This is a genomic window from Citrifermentans bremense (genome assembly GCF_014218275.1).
In the GTDB taxonomy this organism is placed as follows: domain Bacteria; phylum Desulfobacterota; class Desulfuromonadia; order Geobacterales; family Geobacteraceae; genus Geomonas; species Geomonas pelophila.
In genome coordinates this window covers 3,178,347-3,197,966 of record NZ_AP023213.1, presented here as the reverse complement: position 1 = coordinate 3,197,966, position 19,620 = coordinate 3,178,347, and the positions used below count along the sequence as shown (strand labels likewise).

Genomic DNA, 19,620 nt, shown 5'->3' with positions numbered 1-19,620 from the left:
AAGATGAAGCCAAGGCCGCTTTTGATCCTGCTGCTTTTACTCTTTATCTCGCTTTGCCCCGGTCGCGCCCAGGCCGCCGTCTCGTCGTTGCGCGACGGCTTCGACATTTACAGCAGCGTCAAGATAAGCGGCGCCGGGATCCGGTCGATCGCGGTGCAGCCCTGGGACGGCAAGGTGATCATCGGCGGCTCCTTCACCCTGACCGGCGGCACTCCCGAGACCACCAGGGTGAACCTGGCCCGGTTGAACACCGACGGCACTCTTGACCCATCCCTCAATCACAACCCGCAGGGGAGCGTGAACGCCATCGCCATCCAGTGGAACCAGGCCGATGCCGCCCAGAGCTCCATCGTGATCGGGGGAGCGTTCCAGAAGATCGCGACACCGGAGGGGGACGTGGATCGCAACGCCATGGCCCGCATCAGAAGCGGCGACGGTACTCTGGAGAGCTTCGACCCGCTCACCTCGCCCGCGGCAGTGGTGAACGCGCTGGTCCTGCCCCCCGGCTCCAGCGACATCATCGTGGGCGGGAGCTTCAGCGAGGTCTCCCATACCTCCCCCTGCGGCAACATCGCCACTATCTCGCTCGACGACGGGAGTCTCAAATCCGGCTTTTCGGGCGGGGTGAGCGGCGGCGAAGTTTTCACCATCGCCCTGCAAAACGGGAAGCTGGTCGCGGGTGGAAGTTTCACCGGGTATCTGGCCCGTTTCACCAGTACCGGTCTGCCGGATCCCGGCTTCTACGCCTATCCAAACGGGGCGGTCCGGGCGCTGGCGGTGCAGGTGGACGGCCGGCTGGTGATAGGGGGGGAGTTCACCGGCATCGCGATCGGCGCTGCGAAGATATTCCACCCCCGCGAGCACCTGGCGCGCACCAGCGACAACGGGACCATAGACGACCTCGACCCCGCTCCCGACGGCAGCGTCGCCGCCGTCGCGCTGCAGCCCGACGGCAAGATCGTCATCGGGGGGGAATTCACCAAGATCGCGAAACCGGAGTTGGCCGGCGGCGTGTTCACCCCGGCCCTTCCTGCTCCCGCCCGCAACCACGCGGCCCGGCTCAATATGGACGGCTCCCTGGATCCCGGCTTCGACCCGAACGCGGACCTCAAGGTGCATGCGGCCCTGGTGCAGTTGGATGGCAAGATCCTCATCGCCGGCGACTTCCACAACGCCGCCGGCAGGCCCCGCACGAAACTGGCGCGCTTCTACCCGGAGGGGGGCCTGGACGACGACGCCATCGCGATCGGCACCACGATAGTCTCGCTCTTCGGAACGGAGGATTTAGGCGCCGATATTCTCACCTTCTACGCCCACCAGGACGGCAGCATCGACATCGGCGGGCTCTTCAGCAACATAGGGGACGAGTTGAGGGCACGCTTTGCCAGGCTGAAAACGGACTGGAGCCTCGATAGCTCCCCGCCGGGGGACCTCAACCTGGGTAACGGCGTGCTGGTGATAGCTCCCTATCTAAACGGAGACCTCCTCGTCACCGGACAGTTCGGCGACATAGACGGGGTGCTGCAAAGATCGGTGCTCCGCCTTAAATCCGATGGCTCTCTAGATGCCGATTTCAACTCGAGGATAAACCTGCTGACCGAGGGGGGCGGGAGACCCGGTCTGTGGGTGACCCGTGCAGTCGGGATGATGCCGACGGGGAACACGCTCCCGGACCAAACGCCGGAGATGGTCCATTTCATCGCCGGCGGCAGCTCCGATCCCGAGTGGGACTGGGAGAACGAGATCGAGCTGATCCCCCGTTTTTTCCTGGCGAAGCTGAACCATGCAGGCGATCTGGACGCCACCTTTGCGGCCAACGTCTACGCCTTGCCGCTTTCCCTGATCGGCGGGCAGATCACCGCTCTCATGGTGCAGGGGGATAAGATCCTGGTGGGAACCACCCAGGGGGTGGTGCTGCGCCTGAACGCCGACGGGACCAAAGACGACTCCTTCACCGAGCTGCAGCTTGGTTATGGCATGGTCAACACCATTCAGCAGACGGCCGGCGGCAAACTGATGATAGCCGGAACCTTCACCTCCACCTATACCAGCGACGACGGGAAGAGCTGGAACAGGCACATTATCCGGGTCGATGACAGCGGCGTCATAGACGACACCTTCAACGTCGAGACTATCTACGAAACGCCCGACGGATGGGGGATAGACGGTTCCTTCTATGCGATCGCCGTGCAGACCGACGGCAACATGTTGGTATCCGGGACGTTCAACAGGATCAAAGACGGCAAGGAAACCACGGCTACGAGATGGCACATCGCCCGGCTTAGCCCGGAGGGGGTGCTCGACCCCGACTTCGACTACGGTTTCCTCAAAGGCACCAGCGACGAGTACAACCTCAACATGGTGAACGCGGTCGGCAAGCAGCTGGACGGGAAACTGGTGCTGGCGGGCGCCTTCCGCAGCTTGGACGGCGATCCCCAGAAACGGTTGTTGGAGCGATTCAGCGACGGATGGGCGCCGCAGGAGGTGGTGGTGCAGCCTGACGGAAAGGCGGTGCGGTGGGAGCGGCGCGGTGCGGGGCCGGAGTTCGCCCGCGTCACCTTCGAGCATTCTACGAACGGGGTGACCTGGGAGAGCCTGGGGCCGGTAGAGAGGGTCCCGGGGACGGCGAACTGGGAACTCACCGGCAACGGCCTCGACCTGACAGCTTCCGGCACGCTTACCAACCGCTTCCTGCGTGCCAGGGGGTACATAACGAACCACAGGGGCGGGGCCGGCCCCATGGTCGAGACTATCCGCGTCTTCTACCTGACCCCGACTGCGGCCAAGCAGCCACAGACCATCGATCCGGGTGACATCACCGACAAGACCTACGGCGACCTGGACTTCTTCCCCGGCGGATACGCCACCAGCGGGCTGCCGGTCACCTATGCCAGTTCCGATCCCGCTGTCGCCGTCGCGGCGGGAGACGAGATCCGGATCGTCGGCGCAGGGACCGCCACCATTACCGTCTCGCAGGAGGGGGACGACAACTACGAACCGGCGGAAGACGTGAAGGTCTCCTTCACCGTAGCGAAGGCGCCGCTCAGGGTGATAGCCGACGACCAGTATCGCGCCTACCTGACCCCGAACCCGGCGCTCACCGCGAGCCATAAGGGGTTCGTCAAGGGGGAGGGGACTTCCGTCCTGTCGGGTAGCCCCTCGCTCTCAACCGGCGCCACCCTCGATAGCGGCGTCGGGACCTACCCTATCGTCGTAGCGGTCAACACCCTCTCCGCCCGCAACTACCGCTTCGTGCCGGTCGACGGCAGCCTGCACGTGTCCAAGTCCGGCCAATCGATCATCTTCTCCCCGATTGCGGAACGTACCTACGGCGACCCGGACTTCAGCCTCGGTTGGAGTTCCACGAGCGGTCTGCCGCTGACCTATGCCAGTTCAGCCCCGGAGGTCGCCGTCGTCGTGGGGAACCAGATCCGCATTGTCGGTGCCGGGACCACCACCATCAGCGCCTGGCAGGTGGGGGACGGCAACTACGATCCAGCGGCAGCCGTCAGCGTCCCCTTCACCGTTGCCAGGGCCCCTCTCAAGGTCATAGCCGACGATCAGGCCCGGGCTTACCTGACTCCGAACCCAGCGCTCACCGCCAGCTACGACGGGTTCGTCAAGGGGGAGGGGACCTCCGTCCTGTCGGGGAGTCCCTCGCTCTCCACCGCCGCCACCCTCGATAGCGGCATCGGGGAGTACCCCATCGCGGCAACCGCCGGCACGCTGTCGGCGCACAACTACCGCTTCCTCCCGGTCAACGGGACACTGCGGATCTTCAAATCCTGCCAGGAGATCTACTTCCCTGCCATTCCGGAACGGACCTTCGGCGACCCGCCCTTCGAGATCGTCGCCTCCGCGTGCAGCGGGCTCGCCTTGACCCTCGTGAGTTCGAACCCCGAGGTGGCGCAGGTGAACGGGCAGGTGATCACTATAACCGGTGCCGGGAGCGCGGTGATCACGGCGTCGCAGCTGGGAACGGGGGACCTCGAGGGGGCGCCGGAGAGATCGCAGACCCTTGTAGTGCACAAGAGCGGGCAGGGGGTGGTCTTTTCCTCGCTGGCCCAGAAGGTGGTCGGGGATCCTCCCTTCACCCTGGCGGCAACCGCCACCAGCGGCCTGCCCGTGAGCTATGCGAGCTCTGACCCAAGCGTAGCCGCCGTTTCGGGGAACCTGGTCACCATCGTCGGTGCCGGTACCTGCGTCATCACCGCCCTGCAGAGCGGCGACAACGACTTCGAGGCCGCTTTACCGGTCTCACAGTCGCTCATGGTGGCCAGCGAGGGTGAGCCGCCGGCGCTCTCCCTGTCGACGCTTTCCGGTGGCGCCGTCACCGCGAACCCGGTGCTCAACCTCATGGGACAAGCAAGCGATCCCTCCGGCATCGCCTCCCTCACGGTGAACGGGGAGGACCTGACCGCCGAGGCAGCGTCTTTCAGCTCCGCGCTCCCTCTCGCTGTCGGGGCGAACACGGTAACTCTCTCCGCCCTCGACGGGGCAGGTAATCGGACCACCCGGACCCTTAGCATAACCCTTGATCCCCTGGCGCCGGAGCTCTCGGTGCCAATACCTCCGGACAACAGTGTCACCGATCTCCCCACCTGCACCCTGAAGGGGAGCGTCACACCGGGGAGCACTGTCACCCTCTGGGTGAACGGCTCCTCCTCGCAGCTCCTTGCCGTGCAAGAAGGGAGCTTCACCGGCAGCGCCTACCTCGTCGAGGGAGTCAACACCATCGAGCTCGCGGCGGAGCTCTCCGGGCGGAGCTCCCGGGTGAAGCGGAGCGTCACCCTTGCGCCAGGAGGAGCCGCCCTCGCGATCACGGAGCCGGCACAGGACCTGCGCACTGAGCTGCAGTCGCTCACCATCCGCGGCTCCACCAATCTGCAGCAGCCTGGAAGCGTCAGGCTCGAGGTGGATGGCGCACAGTTCATCCCCGAGATCTCGGGCGGCAGCTTTGAGCAGCAGGTTACGCTTGCGCATACCGGCGAGATCCGCATCAGAGCGAGGACTGCAGGCGGCTCTGGAGAGCAGGTCCTGGCGCAGAGGAACCTGATCCGGTTTGAGCGCATACCGGGCGACCTGGACGGCAACGGCAGCATCGACATCCAGGACGCCTCCCTGCTGCTCAGGGTGTCGCTCGGGCTCATACCGGTCGACTTCGAGCTGCTCGCGCATGGCGACCTGGCCCCGCTGGTGAACGGCCGGCCGCAGCCCGATGGCGTCATCGACGTCGGCGACATCCTGGTGCTGCTGCGCAGGATAGTCGGTCTGGCCGACTTCTAGCTCCCGCGCCTGGTTCGCTGCAAAGGCGAAGTTTTGCTTGCCTTTATGGGCGACTTCGTATAGACGATTCTAATGTCTGTGCGGAAGGAGCCACCGATGAGACCTTTGTGCGCCGTTTTCGGGATTTTTGCAGTCGCCGCCCTTTACCTTTCCGCTGGGTGCGCCAGCCCGGGTGAACTGCCGCGCCGGATCCGGCAGGACCTGGATGCGGCCTCCCTGGGGAAGACTCAGCAACTGCTCTTCGTCGACACCGGCAGCGCCTCTTCAACGCAAGCGACCCTTTACCCGCTGGAGCGGAGCCTTCTGGGATGGAAGCTCGCCTTGCCGCCGGTTCTGGTGAACTTGGGTAGAAGCGGCGTGGCACCCCCTTTCGAGAAGCGCGAGGGAGACGGGCGCACCCCCTCTGGGCTGTTCCCGTTGCGCCAGGGGTTCGGCTACCGAGGTGACTTCCAGGGGAGGATTCCCTATCAGCGCGTTGACAGCCAGGACCTCTGGGTCGATGACGTGCACTCTCCCGATTACAACCGCTGGGTCTGGCGCGGCCAGACCAGGGCCTCCTCCTACGAGGAACTGCTCCGTTCCGACCCCCTTTACGAACACGCGCTGGTGCCGGGGTACAACGAGGCACCGGTGGTGCGGGATCTGGGGAGTGCCATCTTCATCCACGTGGAAGGGGAAAGGAGGAAAGAAACCTCTGGGTGCATCTCGCTGCCGGAAAAGAAGCTGGTTCAGGTGATGCAGTGGCTCGACACGGCTCAGGAGCCGCAACTGCTGGTGGCGACGGCGCCTGCGTTGGAACTGGCAACCCGCGGCATCAAGAGCCAGCTTCCGGACGAGCTTCCCCCGGAGATGGCCCGGCGCCTGGAGGACGCCCCGCGCCTGCTGGCATTGCGCAGGGGGAGCGGTTTCTTTGCCGCCGCGTCAATGCTACCCCCGCAGGTGAGGGAGCGGATGGTTGAAAAGGGGTCCTGGCGCCCGGAGTGCCCGGTACCCATGGAGCAGCTGGCTTACCTGGTCACCTCGTACTGGGGCTTCGACGGCCGACCGCACTACGGCGAACTGGTGGTTCATGCCTCCGTTTCAGCCTTCGTCATCGACTCCCTGCACCACGCTTTCAACGGCCGCTTCCCCATAGAGCGGATGGAGCTGGTGGAGGCATTCGACGACGACTCCCTTTCGATGGCGGCCAACAACACCTCCGCCTTCAACTGCCGCGAGGTCCCCGGACGTCCCGGCGTCTTCTCCAAGCACAGCTACGGCGCCGCCATCGACGTAAACCCCTTGCAGAACCCCCACCTGGAGGTGAACCGGGAGGGGCAACAGGCTTTGCCCCGGGACGTTTCCTGGGGCGGCGCGGGGGAGGCGGCCGCGGCCGCGGCGGATTTTTGCCGGAGTGCCGCGTCTTTGTGCCGGATACAACCAGCCGCTTCGGCTCCCTTCCTGGACCGGCGGAACCTGCGGACGGGCATGCTGCAGACCGGAGACCCGCTTTTATCCAGCTTCGGGCAGCGCGGCTTTTACTGGGGCGGCGCCTGGCGCCTCCCGGACTACCAGCACCTCGAATACGACATCCGCAAGCTGGAAGGGGGAACCGAGGCGAAAGCCTCCACCTTGTAGTCAGGCCGGCACTGCTTAGGGTGCCGCCTCTCTTGTATATTATTTTTAATTAATGTTTAGCCTTCGCGCAGCGTCGGTTTTTCCTCCGCCATCACGCCTTATCGCTTTAAGGACCGTTTCACATCAGCGGTCCGCCACTCCCTGTTTTATTAGATAACAATTCATAATTAAAGAAGATATGCGTTGCAGGCCCCTCGCTGCGGCATGGCGCTTTCTTGCCCGGACTACGCGAATCGGCGATTTATCGCCTCGCTTACCCGAGCGCGGTTCGCCCCTCGTGGGGGGGCACGGGAAAAAAAGGGGGTAAGGTTTTGAAAACTCCCACCGAATAGTCGAAAAAAATCCCGGAGGTACTCATGAAAAAGGCAGCAACTACGGTTCGTCTTCTTTGCGGTTTTCTATTGCTCGGCACGGCGGCAGCCTATGGCGAGGAGATCAAGGTCGGCGGCGGCGGCGCCTCCATCAGCGCCATCTTTACACCGGTGAAGGCTCCCTACGAGAAGGCCACAGGGGACACGCTCTTCATCCTGCAGTCCTCTCCCAAGGACGGCCTGGTCGACCTGTTGAAAGGGAAGGTGGACTTGGCGACCGGAGCCGTGCCTGTTGATTCCATGATCGCCGGCGCGGAGAAGGATGGGGTTAAAGTGGACAAGGGGAGCCTCGTGGTACAGCAGGTAGGGTCCAACCGCACCGCCGTCTTCGTCCACCCCTCCAATAAGGTCTCCGCCCTCTCGAAGGAACAGCTCAAAGGTCTCTTCACCGGCAAGATCGTGAACTGGAAAGAGGTGGGTGGCGATGACAAGGACGTCATCGTGGTCTGGGGGAAGGGGACGCCGGGGCAGAACGCGCAGTTCCTGAAAGAGGTGCTGGATGGCGAACCGGTGACCAAAGACATCCTCGACACCACCAACTACGCGAAGATCAAGGAGAGCGTATCGGCTACCCCTGAGGCGATCGGCATCGACCCCTTCGGCCTCGCCGATGCCACCGTGAAGGTCGTGGAAAGCCCGGTCCTTACCAGCCCCATCCTGGCCATAACCCAGGGGAAACCTTCCGCGCGGGTGCAGAAGGTGCTGGACTACATCAAGGGCGACGGCAGCAAGTACGTCAAGAAGTAGCCTTTCTCCCCAAGCTTAAAGTGAACAGGGTGCCAAATGACCATTAAAAAGAAGCTTATTTTCAATGCCCTTCTCACCCTGACGGGGATCGCCATCATCGGCGGGGTGAGCCTGCTGGGGATGAAGTTCGTCCAAGGGAAGCTCTACGTCCTCACCGAGCGCTCCACCCCGTTCCAGTTGAAGACCATCGAAATGCAGCGCTCGCTCCAGGAACACACGGCAAACCTGCTTGAGGTCGCCTTCTCCGCAACGGCCGGCGACCTCAAGGCCGCCCGCGGCAACGCGGAGCGGACCCTGGCCGACCTGCAGCGGGTGGGAAAGGAGCTTGCCGCGCTCAAGGCGGGAGAGAGCGGGGAGGGTGGAGGGAACCAGGCGGAGCGCTTGGAGCAGTTGACCAGCGAGATGTTCAGCACCACCCAGGCGAGGATCGCCGCCGAGGAGGCCGGGCGGGTGGCCGACCAGGCGATGAAAGCGGAACTGCAGGAGATCACCAGGAAGCTCTCCGAGCTGGACAACTCCATCCAGAAGCGGCAGAAGTCGTCCGCACGGCAGCTCTCGGCCTCCAGCGGCTCGGCCAGCGAAATCACCCAGAAGCTCATGAGCCTCACCACCGCCCGCGATTTTCTCAAGGATGCCAATTTCGCCCTCTCCGAACTGCTGAAGGCCAGCGGCAAGAGAGGGGTGATCATCGCCAGGGGGAAACTGGACGCCGCGCTCAACGAGTTCTCCAAGAACCGGCTGGTGCAGGCATCGGACCCGAGCGTGAAGGTACCCGCCGAGTTGGTGGCCGAGGTAAGGAAACTGGTAAACGGCCCCAAGGGGCTTCTGGATCTGAAGGGGGCAGCGCTCGCCAAGCCGGCGGGGGAGGCGCCCCCCGCCGAGTACGACCAACTCGCCCAAAGCGTCGGTAGCAAGCTCGCCAGCGCCGTCATCGAGATCGAGCAGTCGGTAACGCTTGCCACCGGCAGGTACAACCAGGAAAGCCGCAGCCACGACGACTCGCTGAAGGGTTCCAACGCGGCAGGCGACGTGCTCGGCATGAACGGGACGCTGATCTCTCTGGGGCTGGACATTAAGAGCAGCATCAGGGAACTCTTCGCGGCCAGAACCGTAGAGGAGCTGACGCGCCTCTCGGGGGAGCTTGCCAGCAGGTTCTCAGCCGCCGACGCGGTCCAAAAACGGATGGCCGCCTCGCTTTCGGGCGGCAAAAGCAGTGTTGAGCTGGGGGTGCTGCACGGAGTGGCCGGGCGGCTGAACACCCTCAGGACCCAGCTTCTGGGTACAAATGGGGTAGCTGGCAAACTGCGGCAGGTTATCGAGGTGCGGGCGAAGGCAGGAGCCCTGAACCTGAAGCTGAAGGAGCTTGTGGCCGAGCAGAACGAGCAGGGAAAACGTGGCGTAACGGCGGCGCAGTCCGAGCAGGAGAAGGCGGTCGGGTCGGTGAACCAGATGGTACGCAGCTTCGTCATCGTCGTGTCGCTCCTGGGGCTCGGCATGATGGTGTTCGGGCTGGTGACGAGCCTGCTTCTCGCCCGTTCCATCACCAGACCGGTACAGCAACTGGGGGTGCTTGCCGCGGCTTTCGGCAACGGCGATTTCAGCGGCAAGCTGGACGCCGCGCGCAAGGACGAGTTCGGCGAATTGGCGCACCATTTCAACCACGCCACCGACCGGCTCGGCGAGATAACCGGCGGGCTCACCCGGGCCATCGCCAACCTAGCCGACCATGCGCGCCGGCTCTCGGTAACCGCCGAGGAGCTGTCACAGGGAGCGCGCGAGCAGGCCATGGCTACGGAGCAGTCCGCCTCCGCCATGACCCAGATCTCCCAGAGCATAAACGAGGTGGCCGGCAGCGCCGCCCATGCCGCGGACTCTTCGCAGCAGGCCCTGGAAACGGCGGGGCGCGGCGGCGAAATCGTGACCAGCACCGCCCAGGGGATGGAGAGCATCGCCTCGTCCGTGCGCGAGGCGGCGGTGCTCGTGCAAAACCTCGGGGAGCGTTCGGAGCAGGTAGGCTCCATCATCGGCATCATCAACGACATCGCCGACCAGACCAGCCTGCTGGCGCTCAACGCTTCCATAGAGGCCGCTCGTGCCGGCGAGATGGGAATGGGGTTTGCGGTCGTGGCCGACGAGGTAAGAAAGCTCGCCGCCCGCACCACCGAGGCGACCTCCGAAATCACCGCCATGATCCGTGATATCCAGGAGGGGACCTCCCGTTCGGTGCAAGCCATGAGGGCCGGGGACGAGAATGTGGCGATGGGGGTGCGTCTGGCCAGGGAGGCGAATCTCTCTTTGCAGGAGGTACTCGAAGTGTGCAACCGCGGCGCCGAGATGGCCGAGCGCATCGCGGCAGCTGCCGAAGAGCAGTCGACCGCGGTGGTGCAGATATCTGCCAGCATGGACGACATGGCGCAGATCACGCGCCGTTCGGAGAGTTCGACTCAGGAGGTGAGGGCGTGCTCTGCGGATCTGCAGCAGATAGCCGACGAACTCTCCGGCATGGCCTCGTGGTTTCGGCAGCAGGCGGTAGCATAGCCGGTCGCCACTGAATCAAAAACAAAAGGGCGCGTCACATAGTTGAGTGACGCGCCCTTTTGCCTTGCAAACTTTTGCTGTTAGATCGAGTCTCCTGAAAGCATCTTCTGCGCCACCAGCCTGGAATCAACCTGGTAGCTGCCTGCCTGGAGCTGCGATTTGATCGACGCTATCCGCTGCTCCTGCAGCTGTTCCAACTGCACGGTGTTCTGCTGCTCCAGCGCCGACGAGATCTCGACCACGTCTACTCCCTGGCGGTGCACAGCCGTACTACCCTTGGCCGCTGCTGACTTTGCTTCCTTTTCCTGTACCTGCTGCAGCGGCGTGAGCCCTGTTTGATCGACAATGTTCATGCTGGTTCTCTCTTTTCCATGGTTAAAAGGCGATTCTCTGGAAATCGTATGCCTTTTGCCGTTAAAATCCCACTGTTTTTTCTTTCATGATATTTCCGCCACTTTTCCTCCACCGGCTTCTTCCTGCGCGGCTGTTGTGCCTTCTAGACCCTCCTTGACTCCTGCCACTCTACACCAGGCCTCCCCGCTGCCGACAGGACTGGCTGCAAGTAATACCCGTTGCTGCCTCAGCTTGTCTAACTGCGGGAAGTGACTTGCCAACCAGCCGCGGAGGATATGGCTTTCCGGCTTGACATTAAATTTCTTTAAGCTATTTTTGTTGGGTGTCTGCGACTGGAGGCAGGGAAGTAACAGGCATTTCAGTCACAGCACTTTCTACCAACACTGCATCGCTCCCTTCACATTTTGGCAGAGACAATGGCGCTTGGTGCGCCGACGGCAACAGCCAGAGGGCGGAGCAGCAGTATCTGTCAAGGAGGCCGGCGATGCCAGAGACCCAGGCACAACCGCAGACACAGACCCAGACGCAGACACAACCACCGGTTCATGTTGTGAAGCAGCATTCTTTTGGAACTTTCGCTCTGAGTCTCACCTTGTTCATCATCCTGGCCATCTTCTGTGTCGTTTATCTCAATATCAGGCGCAAAAGAGGACCCAGACACGTGGACGAAAAAGCGGGAGACGAGGGAGAGGATTAGGAGGGAAGGATGAATCGCGATCTGGCTGTGAGCGCGGAGTGGCTCCGGGAGCGGATCAAGGCGGGCGAAGCGCTGTTCCTGATTGAACTACGGCGAGCTGGCGACGTCGACCTCACCTTGTTCAAGGTACGGGAAGCCCTGCAGTTGACCGACGACGAGGCACGCAGGCATCCCCCCGAGGTGCCTGAGGGGCGCACCGTGGTGGTCTGCAGCGCGGCGCCTGGAGACGAGCCCGCGCTGGAACTGGCTCGGGCCCTAACTGAGCGCGGCCTTGAAGCCCACGTTCTGTCGGGCGGGAAGAATGCCTACCTTGCGGCTGGGCTTCCGGTCGACGAGATCGAGCAGGGGCGGGAGATGACCCGGTCGCGCGGCCTTTAGTAATGAACGGGGACCTTAGTCGTTGCTCATGTAGGGGTTGACACCTCAAGGAATGAGGATATATTGGTAAACGTTAATTTTCTCGGGCCTATCTTTTTGCCGTAAGCCCCGGAACTCTTTCAGGTAATTGTCAGCTGCCGGTCCGCAAGGGGCGGAAAAACGAAACCGGGTCCGTCGTTTTGGCGGAGCTCAAAAATTACCGGGAGGATCATGAGATCCTTCCTAAACCAAGGAGGAAACAGGATGAAAAAAATTACCAGCTGTATCTGCATGATGGTCCTGGCCGTGATGGCGCTGGCCAGCACCGCGCAGGCCGGGGAAAGGGCGGGGGCATTTTCCATATCCCCCTTTGTCGGCGGCTACGTCTTCGATGACAACGACCAGGCCTGGTTCCGGCAGAATCGCCCCCTGGGCGGCTTGCGGTTGGGTTATGACTTCACCGATCATTTCGCGGCGGAGTTGGTGGGTACTTACATGAAAGGGGAATACAAGGCGACGGAGCACAACGTCGGCGTCTACTCCTACCGTCTCGACCTCCTCTACAACATCCTGGCCGACTCTCCCATCGTCCCCTACCTTGCTTTCGGCGGCGGCGGAACCACCATCAGGCAAAGGGGCCCCAACTCCCATGACGGCACCGTCGACGCGGGGGGCGGCGTGAAGTTCTTCATGACTGACGATTTCGCCCTGAGGGCGGATGCCCGTCATATCGTCGACTTTCAAAGCAACCACCTAAGCCGCGACCATGCCCGTAACTGGGAATATTCTCTCGGTCTTAGCTGGCTCTTCGGCGGCAGGGAACGCGCTGCGGCTCCCGCCAAGGCCGCTGCCGCTCCGGCCGAGCAACCGGCTGCGGTCACTCCCGCCCCTGCCCCCGAGCCCCCGCTCGAGGTACCGGCAGCCGAGCCGATGCCGGGCCACTACAAGTACTGCATCACCCTGCAGGGTGAGTTCGACATCGACAAGGCGGTTATCCGTCCCGAGTATAAGGACGAGATCGCCCAGGTCGGCAACTTCATGAAGAAGTACCCGACCACCACCGCCGTCATCGAAGGGCACACCGACAACGTCGGCTCCTACAACCACAACATGGACCTCTCCCAGCGCCGCGCCGAAGCGGTGGTGAACTACCTGGTCGAGCAGTACGGGATCGAGCGCTCCCGCCTCTCCGCCAAAGGGTACGGTTTCACCCGCCCGATCGCTGACAACGCGACCGATGAGGGGAAACAGAAAAACCGTCGCATCGAGGCAGTCATCGACTGCGCCTTCGACGTGCAGCAGGTGACTCCTCCGGAAAGGCTCTGCATGTCGCTCGTGCTCGATTTCGACCCCGGCAAGGCCGAGGTGAAGCCGCAGTACCGCAATGAGATCGCCAAAGTGGCCGATTACATGAAACGCTACAACACCACCACCGCCGTGATCGAGGGGCATACCGACAACACCGGGTCCCCGGACCAGAACATGAAGCTTTCGCAGCAGCGCGCCCAGAACGTGGTCAACTACCTGGTGGACAACTTCGGCATCGAGCGCAGCCGGCTTTCCGCCAAGGGGTACGGCGCGACCCGCCGCATCAGCTACAACAACACGCCTGAAGGTCGCCAGAAAAACCGCAGGATCAACGCCGTCATCGACTGCGTCGTCACGAAGTAGCCACAAGGCCAAGTGCAACCGGGTACTCCGCAGCACTCTGGCCCCTGGCAACGGTAACCACGGTGCCACGAAGATAGCCCATAGACGTTTATGGGCTATCTTCGTTGGCACCGTGTCCTTAACCGGAGGTAGCGATGAAAAAAGCCAGGTTGACCCTGCCGCAGCTTTCCGCCATTGCGGCGACCAGGGTGGTGCTGGGAGGGGGGGCTCGGGCTGCTTTTCGCCGACAGGTTCAGCCCCAGGGAGCGCAGGGCGCTCGGGTGGGGGCTGTTCCTGGCCGGGGCCGCCAGCACCATCCCGCTCATGAGGCTTGTGTTTGACAAGAGGTGCTAGTACCAGGGACAGCTTTGGTCAGGAGGCGGTTATGCACAAACGGAAACTGGGGCAGCAGGGGCTGGAAGTTCCGGCGCTGGGGCTTGGCTGCATGGGGATGTCCTACGACTACGGCCACAGGGACGACGCCGCATCGATCAAGGTCCTGCGCAGGGCGGTGGAGCTCGGCATCACCTTCTGGGACACCGCCGAGGTCTACGGTCCTTTCTGCAACGAGCAGCTTTTGGGGCGCGTGCTGAAGGAGGTGCCGCGCCAGAGGCTCGTTCTGGCCACCAAGTTCGCCTGGAGGTTCGGCCCCCACGGCCGGCAGATCGGCCTGGACAGCAGCCCCGCCCAGGTGCGCCGCGCCATCGACGGGTCGCTCAAGAGGCTCGGCACCGACTACATCGACCTCTACTACCAGCACCGGCTCGATCCCGCCGTTCCCATAGAGGAGACGGTAGGTGCCCTGGCTGAACTGGTCAAGCAGGGAAAGGTCCGTTACATAGGCCTTTCCGAGGTGGGCCCTGGGATCGTGCGCCGGGCGCACGCGGTGCATCCTTTGAGCGCGGTCCAGTCCGAGTTCTCGCTTTGGGAGCGGGGGGTGGAGGATAAGCTCCTGCCGGTCCTGCGGGAGCTAGGCATCGGCTTCGTCGCCTACAGCCCGATGGGGCGCGGTTTTCTCGCCGGCAAGATAAGGACTCCCGACGACCTCGAGCCCTGCGACTGGCGCCGCAAGAACCCGCGTTTTCTGGCGGAAAACCTGAGCCACAACTTCAGGCTGGTCTCCATGGTGAACGACATAGCGCGCGCCCACGACGCCACCCCGGCCCAGGTGGCGCTCGCTTGGATACTGCGTCGCGGCGCCGACCTGGTCCCCATACCGGGGACGAAGCATCTGCGCTACCTGGAGGAAAACGCCCAGGCTGTGGGGCTGAAGCTCTCCGAGGAGGTCTGGGCGGACCTCGACCGCTCGGTCAACTGCTTCAAGGTGGCGGGGGAGCGCTACCAGGAAGAGGCGCTGCGCTTCATCGACAGCACCGAGTAGTCCAAGATATCTTTCACCTTTGCTCCATCACTTTGCTATAGTGTCCCAGGCGGCGGTCCAGGGATGAAGCTGGCCGCCTCAGACCTCATGTGAAGGAGCAGCGACATGAACACCGACCTCGATCCGGCCCGCGCCGCAAACCTGGACCAGCTCTGCATCAACACCCTGCGCTTCCTGGCGGTCGACGCCATACAGGAAGCCAACAGCGGCCACCCCGGCATGCCGATGGGGGCAGCCCCCATGGCCTACCTGCTCTGGACCCGTTTCCTGAGGCACAACCCCGCCTCACCGCAGTGGTTTGACCGCGACCGCTTCGTCCTATCCGCGGGGCACGGCTCGATGCTGCTCTACTCGTTGCTGCACCTTACCGGCTATGACCTCCCCCTGTCGGAGCTCAAACGCTTCCGGCAGTGGGGAAGCCTTACCCCCGGGCACCCGGAGCGTGGGGTCACCCCGGGGGTGGAGCTGACCACTGGCCCCTTGGGACAGGGCTTTGGCAACGCCGTCGGCATGGCGATCGCGGAATCCCATCTTGCCGCGCGCTACAACCGGCCGGGGTTCGAGCTCGTTGACCACTTCACCTACGTACTTGCCGGGGACGGCGACCTCATGGAGGGAGTTGCCGCCGAGGCGGCCTCGCTTGCCGGTCACCTGCGCCTCGGGAAGCTTATCTGCCTCTACGACGACAACCGCATCACGCTCGCCGCATCAACCGATCTTAGCTTCACCGAGGACCGCGGCGCGCGCTTCAGAGCCTGCGGATGGCAGGTGCTCGAGGTGTCTGACGGAAACGACCTGGAGGCGCTCGGCCGGGCACTGGAGGAGGCGCGAGGGGACAAAGAGCGCCCCTCGCTGGTCATGGTGCGCACCCGGATCGGCTTCGGCTCACCGCAGAAACAGGACAGCTTCGAGGCGCACGGGGCGCCCCTCGGGGTGGAGGAGGTTCGACGCACCAAGGACGCGCTCGGTTGGCCGCAGGAGCCGCGCTTCCACGTGCCGCCCGAGGCGCTGGCGCGGTTTCGGGAAGCGGTTGAGGCTGGCGCCGCCAAGGAGCGGGCCTGGGAGTCGCTTATGGCAGGTTACGCCCGGGAGTACCCTGCTGAGAGCGCCGAACTGAAGCTGGTGCTGGCGGGGGAACTGCCGCAAGGGTGGCAGGAGGCGCTGCCGGTCTTCCCCGCCGACGCCAAGGGGATGGCGACGCGGGCAGCCTCGGCAAAGGTGCTGAACGCACTGGCCCAGAGGGTGCCACAGCTTATCGGCGGCTCCGCCGATCTAAACCCCTCGACGCTCACCGCGCTTGCCGGCAGGGGAGATTTCCAGAGCGAGGACTTTGAGCCAGGGGACCGACAGGGGGCGGTGGGAGGAACATGGGGGCGCGCCGGCGCCAACCTGCACTTCGGCGTCCGCGAGCACGCCATGGGGGCGATCCTGAACGGCATGGCCGCCCACGGCGGCACGCTCCCCTTCGGCGCCACCTTCCTCACCTTCTCCGATTACCTCCGTCCCGCCCTCAGGCTGGCGGCGCTGTCGCGGCTCAAGGTGATCCACATCTTCACCCACGACTCCATCGCTCTGGGGGAAGACGGCCCGACGCACCAGCCGGTGGAGCAGCTTGCGTCGCTGCGCGCCATACCGAACCTTGTGCTGCTTAGGCCGGGCGATGCCAACGAATGCGCGGCCGCCTGGCGCGCGGCGCTCCAGATCGAGGGGCGGCCGGTGGCATTGGTGCTCTCGCGCCAGGCAGTGCCGACCTTGGACCGTGAGGCGCTGGGCGGGGCGGCCGGGGTACTGCGGGGGGGGTACGTCCTTGCTGAGGCGCGAGGTGTTGCGCCGCGTCTGATACTCATCGCCACCGGGTCCGAGCTCTCGCTGGCCTTGGCTGCGCGAACTGCGCTGGAAGAGGGGGGCATACCGGTCAGGGTGGTCTCCCTCCCCAGTTGGGAGCTCTTCGACGAGCAGCCCGAGGAGTACCGTGACTTGGTGCTCCCGCCGCAGGTGACCGCGCGGCTGGCGATCGAGGCAGGCTCAAGCCAGGGATGGCATCGGTACGTAGGATCGGGGGGGGGCGTGCTGTCAGTGGACGGTTTCGGCGCTTCCGCCCCGGGAGACGTGGTATTGAAAGAGTACGGGTTCACGGTGGACCGGGTCTGCGACTTGGCACTCGGGCTCGTGCAGGGCGCAGCTCCTTGGGGGGGCGCGCCGCAGCAGGAAAGATCCGGCAGGAGTTCCCCCCCATCGTAGGAGAGAGAGCATGGAAAACACCCCCCTTGCCACACTGGTGCAGTGCGGGCAGAGCGTCTGGCTAGACGGCGTCGTCCGTCAGCTGCTGCTCTCAGGGGAGCTGATCTCGCTGGTTCAGGATGGGATCACCGGTGTCACCTCCAACCTGTCCCTGCTTGAGAGGAGCATCGCCGGCACTAGCGACTACGACGGCGCCATAGCCTTTTTGGCGCGGCAGGGGCAAAACGCCCAGAAGATCTACGAGACGCTGCTGACCGAGGATCTGCGGCTCGCCGCCGACCTGCTGCACCCTTTGTACCTGCGGCTACACGGCAGGGACGGCTTCGTAAGCCTCGGTGTCTCTCCCCATCTGGCGCACGACGGCGTCGGGATGCTGTCAGAGGCGAGACGGCTGTGGGAGCGGGTGGATCGCCCTAACCTCCTGGTCGGTATCCCCGGCACTCGGGAAGGGGTGGCGGCCCTGCGCCAGTTGGTGCGTGAGGGGATCAACGTCAACGCGACCCTCGTCTTTGCACTCCCCCGTTACCTTGCCGTGGCAAGGGCTTACCAGGACGGACTTTCCGAGCGCGCGGCCCGAGGGCTCGCGCTCGCGGGGGTCGCCTCGGCGGCCACCGTTGCCGTAGGCCGCATCGACGCTCTCGTGGATCCGATCCTCTGCAGTCTGGCGCAGAGAGAGGGTGGGGGTGAAAGGATGGCTGCGGCGCTCAAAGGGGAGGTGGGAATGGCTTGCGCGAAGGTTTTGCGTCAGGCAAACATCGAGGTGCACTCCGGTGGCCGGTACCTTGCGCTGGCCGCGCACGGCGCGAGGCAGCAGCGGCTGGTTTTCGGGGGGGATGCCGGCGGGGCGGGGAGAGCGGAAGCCCTTCTGGGTCCGGGGACGGTCGACGCCCTGCCGCTGGAGGCGATCGCCGCCTTGAGAGACCACGGAAGCCGGCCGGCCGGATGTCTCGACGAAGGGGTGCAGGAGGCTCTCGCCACGCTGGAGCGACTTCATGAGCTTGGTGTCGATCTGAGCCGGTTGGCTCAGCGGCTGGAGAACGAAGGGGTGGAGCGCGCAGCGCGCCTGTACGAAAGTCTTTTGCGCAACATCGAACTCAAGCGCCAGACCTTTCTCGGCTGATCCCCCGTAAGCTATTTCTCTGCGCTCTGCGGCGCGGTCATGGCCGCAAGCTTCCCATAACTGTCGTTCATTACCGACTTGCCCAGGTAGAGCGCCAGCGGGTTTATCCTGCAGTGCGCCGGCAGTGCCAGCAGCCGGCACCCTCTCGATATCTTGGAGCGGTCGAGGCTCTCCTTGCCGCTGGGAAACCCCCTGAAGAGCATGCGCGCGTCGCTGCGGCTCGCCTGCTCCCTTAGGACGTGCAGCATGAAGTCGGTGACTCTCAATTGCTGACTCAGGGAATCGGAGAAGAAGACGTCCTCGATGACGAGATCCTCGACCTGGTAGGAGATGTCCACGGCGCAGAGTCTGTCCTGCCGGTACCCTCCCGTAACCTTCACCTTCGGTGTGCTGAATATCGTCCTGGCCCACTGTGCAAAAATGCGCTCGGCGGTCCGCTCGCTCTTGTAGAAGTACTTGGTCCTGTCGTAGAAGGAGCGGTATACCGGGTACGCCTGCCTGACGAAGAGTTCCACGTCGGTCAACCGTTCGGCATGGAAATGCTCCATCGACTTGCGCACCGTCCACCGGGACTTTTTGTCCATCGACTCCAAGCTGTAGCCTGCGAGGTCCTCGTAGAGGAAGAGGTTCATGCTGCTGTTGGCCTGCATCCTTTCCGGGATCAGGTGCAGCACGCCACCCACGATCGAGGTAGCCGGGTAGTTCGCCAGCCCGGGGGCAACGCGGCTCAACGGGAAAAGGGGTCTGAAAAAGAAGGGGCGCGCTTCCACCCACCAGGTGCCTTTGATCTTCACTACGCGGTCGCCGCCATTGCGCTTGAAGGCGGCGTATTCCTCTATGCTCATCCGCTCCCAAGCCATGCTGGTATCTCCTTGCCGTTGCCGGTTGTGCGCGGTGTTTGCATCCGGGCATCAGTTTGATTAGTCGATGCCAATGTTACCATGGTTTCCCTCCCCCTCAACTCCGCTTTCCCGTTGGCCCTTTGTCCGGAAACGCCGCACCGGCTCCGTGGCCGTAGCAGCAGACGTCTTGTCTCGGCGTAAAAGATTAAAAATCGTCAATAAAGTGTCGCGACGTCGAAAACCGCCAAGAAAGTGCATAATTTTGCCGGCCTTAAGCTAGCTGCAAGCTCAACGCGGCTTCGCTATGCACAATTGGGTGGATAACTGTGTGGATAACTTTTGTCTGGTTTGCCATATCCCGCCATAGATCTTGCTTTTTTACCTTTTTGCATATTTATTGGGCAGCTTACCCTTCTACG

The 19,620-nt window shown here is 63.5% G+C and carries 11 protein-coding genes; 9 read left to right on the top strand and 2 right to left on the bottom strand.

All coding sequences use genetic code 11. The annotated features are described in order from the left end of the window. Window positions 1–3: 3 nt before the first annotated feature. The 4 genes from GEOBRER4_RS13955 (at window position 4) to GEOBRER4_RS13940 (ending at window position 10,559) form a co-directional block, all read left to right on the top strand. The gene (locus tag GEOBRER4_RS13955; protein WP_185242823.1) at window positions 4–5,286 is read left to right on the top strand and encodes an MBG domain-containing protein; all 5,283 of its coding nucleotides are present in this window, start codon (window positions 4–6) and stop codon (window positions 5,284–5,286) included. Window positions 5,287–5,382: 96 nt separating this feature from the next. Next, the gene (locus tag GEOBRER4_RS13950) at window positions 5,383–6,903 is read left to right on the top strand and encodes a M15 family metallopeptidase (protein WP_185242822.1); all 1,521 of its coding nucleotides are present in this window, start codon (window positions 5,383–5,385) and stop codon (window positions 6,901–6,903) included. 356 nt (window positions 6,904–7,259) lie between these two features. Next, window positions 7,260–8,021, top strand: a complete 762-nt coding sequence (locus GEOBRER4_RS13945) for a substrate-binding domain-containing protein (RefSeq protein WP_185242821.1) — start codon at window positions 7,260–7,262, stop codon at window positions 8,019–8,021. 36 nt (window positions 8,022–8,057) lie between these two features. Further along, entirely contained in the window at window positions 8,058–10,559 is a 2,502-nt protein-coding gene (locus GEOBRER4_RS13940) for a methyl-accepting chemotaxis protein (RefSeq protein WP_185242820.1), read from the top strand. A gap of 80 nt (window positions 10,560–10,639) precedes the next feature. Here GEOBRER4_RS13940 and flgM read toward each other — a convergent pair whose 3' ends face one another. Then, window positions 10,640–10,912: a flagellar biosynthesis anti-sigma factor FlgM gene (gene flgM / locus GEOBRER4_RS13935; protein ID WP_185242819.1), complete on the bottom strand. Its 273-nt coding sequence runs from the start codon at window positions 10,910–10,912 to the stop codon at window positions 10,640–10,642. A 707-nt stretch (window positions 10,913–11,619) separates the two neighbouring features. On the opposite strand from flgM, the gene GEOBRER4_RS13930 reads away from it, so the two are divergent. From GEOBRER4_RS13930 to GEOBRER4_RS13910, 5 genes are all read left to right on the top strand, one after another. Then, entirely contained in the window at window positions 11,620–11,988 is a 369-nt protein-coding gene (locus tag GEOBRER4_RS13930) for a rhodanese-like domain-containing protein (RefSeq protein WP_185242818.1), read from the top strand. A gap of 243 nt (window positions 11,989–12,231) precedes the next feature. Next, window positions 12,232–13,638, top strand: a complete 1,407-nt coding sequence (locus tag GEOBRER4_RS13925) for an OmpA family protein (RefSeq protein WP_185242817.1) — start codon at window positions 12,232–12,234, stop codon at window positions 13,636–13,638. A 364-nt stretch (window positions 13,639–14,002) separates the two neighbouring features. Continuing rightward, on the top strand, window positions 14,003–14,998 hold the full coding sequence (locus GEOBRER4_RS13920) for an aldo/keto reductase (RefSeq protein ID WP_085812092.1): 996 nt from the start codon (window positions 14,003–14,005) through the stop codon (window positions 14,996–14,998). Between the two features lie 105 nt (window positions 14,999–15,103). Then, complete coding sequence (gene tkt / locus GEOBRER4_RS13915) at window positions 15,104–17,239, top strand: transketolase (protein ID WP_185242816.1); 2,136 nt, start codon at window positions 15,104–15,106, stop codon at window positions 17,237–17,239. A 10-nt stretch (window positions 17,240–17,249) separates the two neighbouring features. After that, complete coding sequence (locus GEOBRER4_RS13910) at window positions 17,250–18,359, top strand: transaldolase family protein (protein WP_185242815.1); 1,110 nt, start codon at window positions 17,250–17,252, stop codon at window positions 18,357–18,359. Between the two features lie 11 nt (window positions 18,360–18,370). Here GEOBRER4_RS13910 and GEOBRER4_RS13905 read toward each other — a convergent pair whose 3' ends face one another. Next, window positions 18,371–19,219, bottom strand: a complete 849-nt coding sequence (locus tag GEOBRER4_RS13905) for a hypothetical protein (RefSeq protein ID WP_185242814.1) — start codon at window positions 19,217–19,219, stop codon at window positions 18,371–18,373. Window positions 19,220–19,620 lie beyond the last annotated feature (401 nt).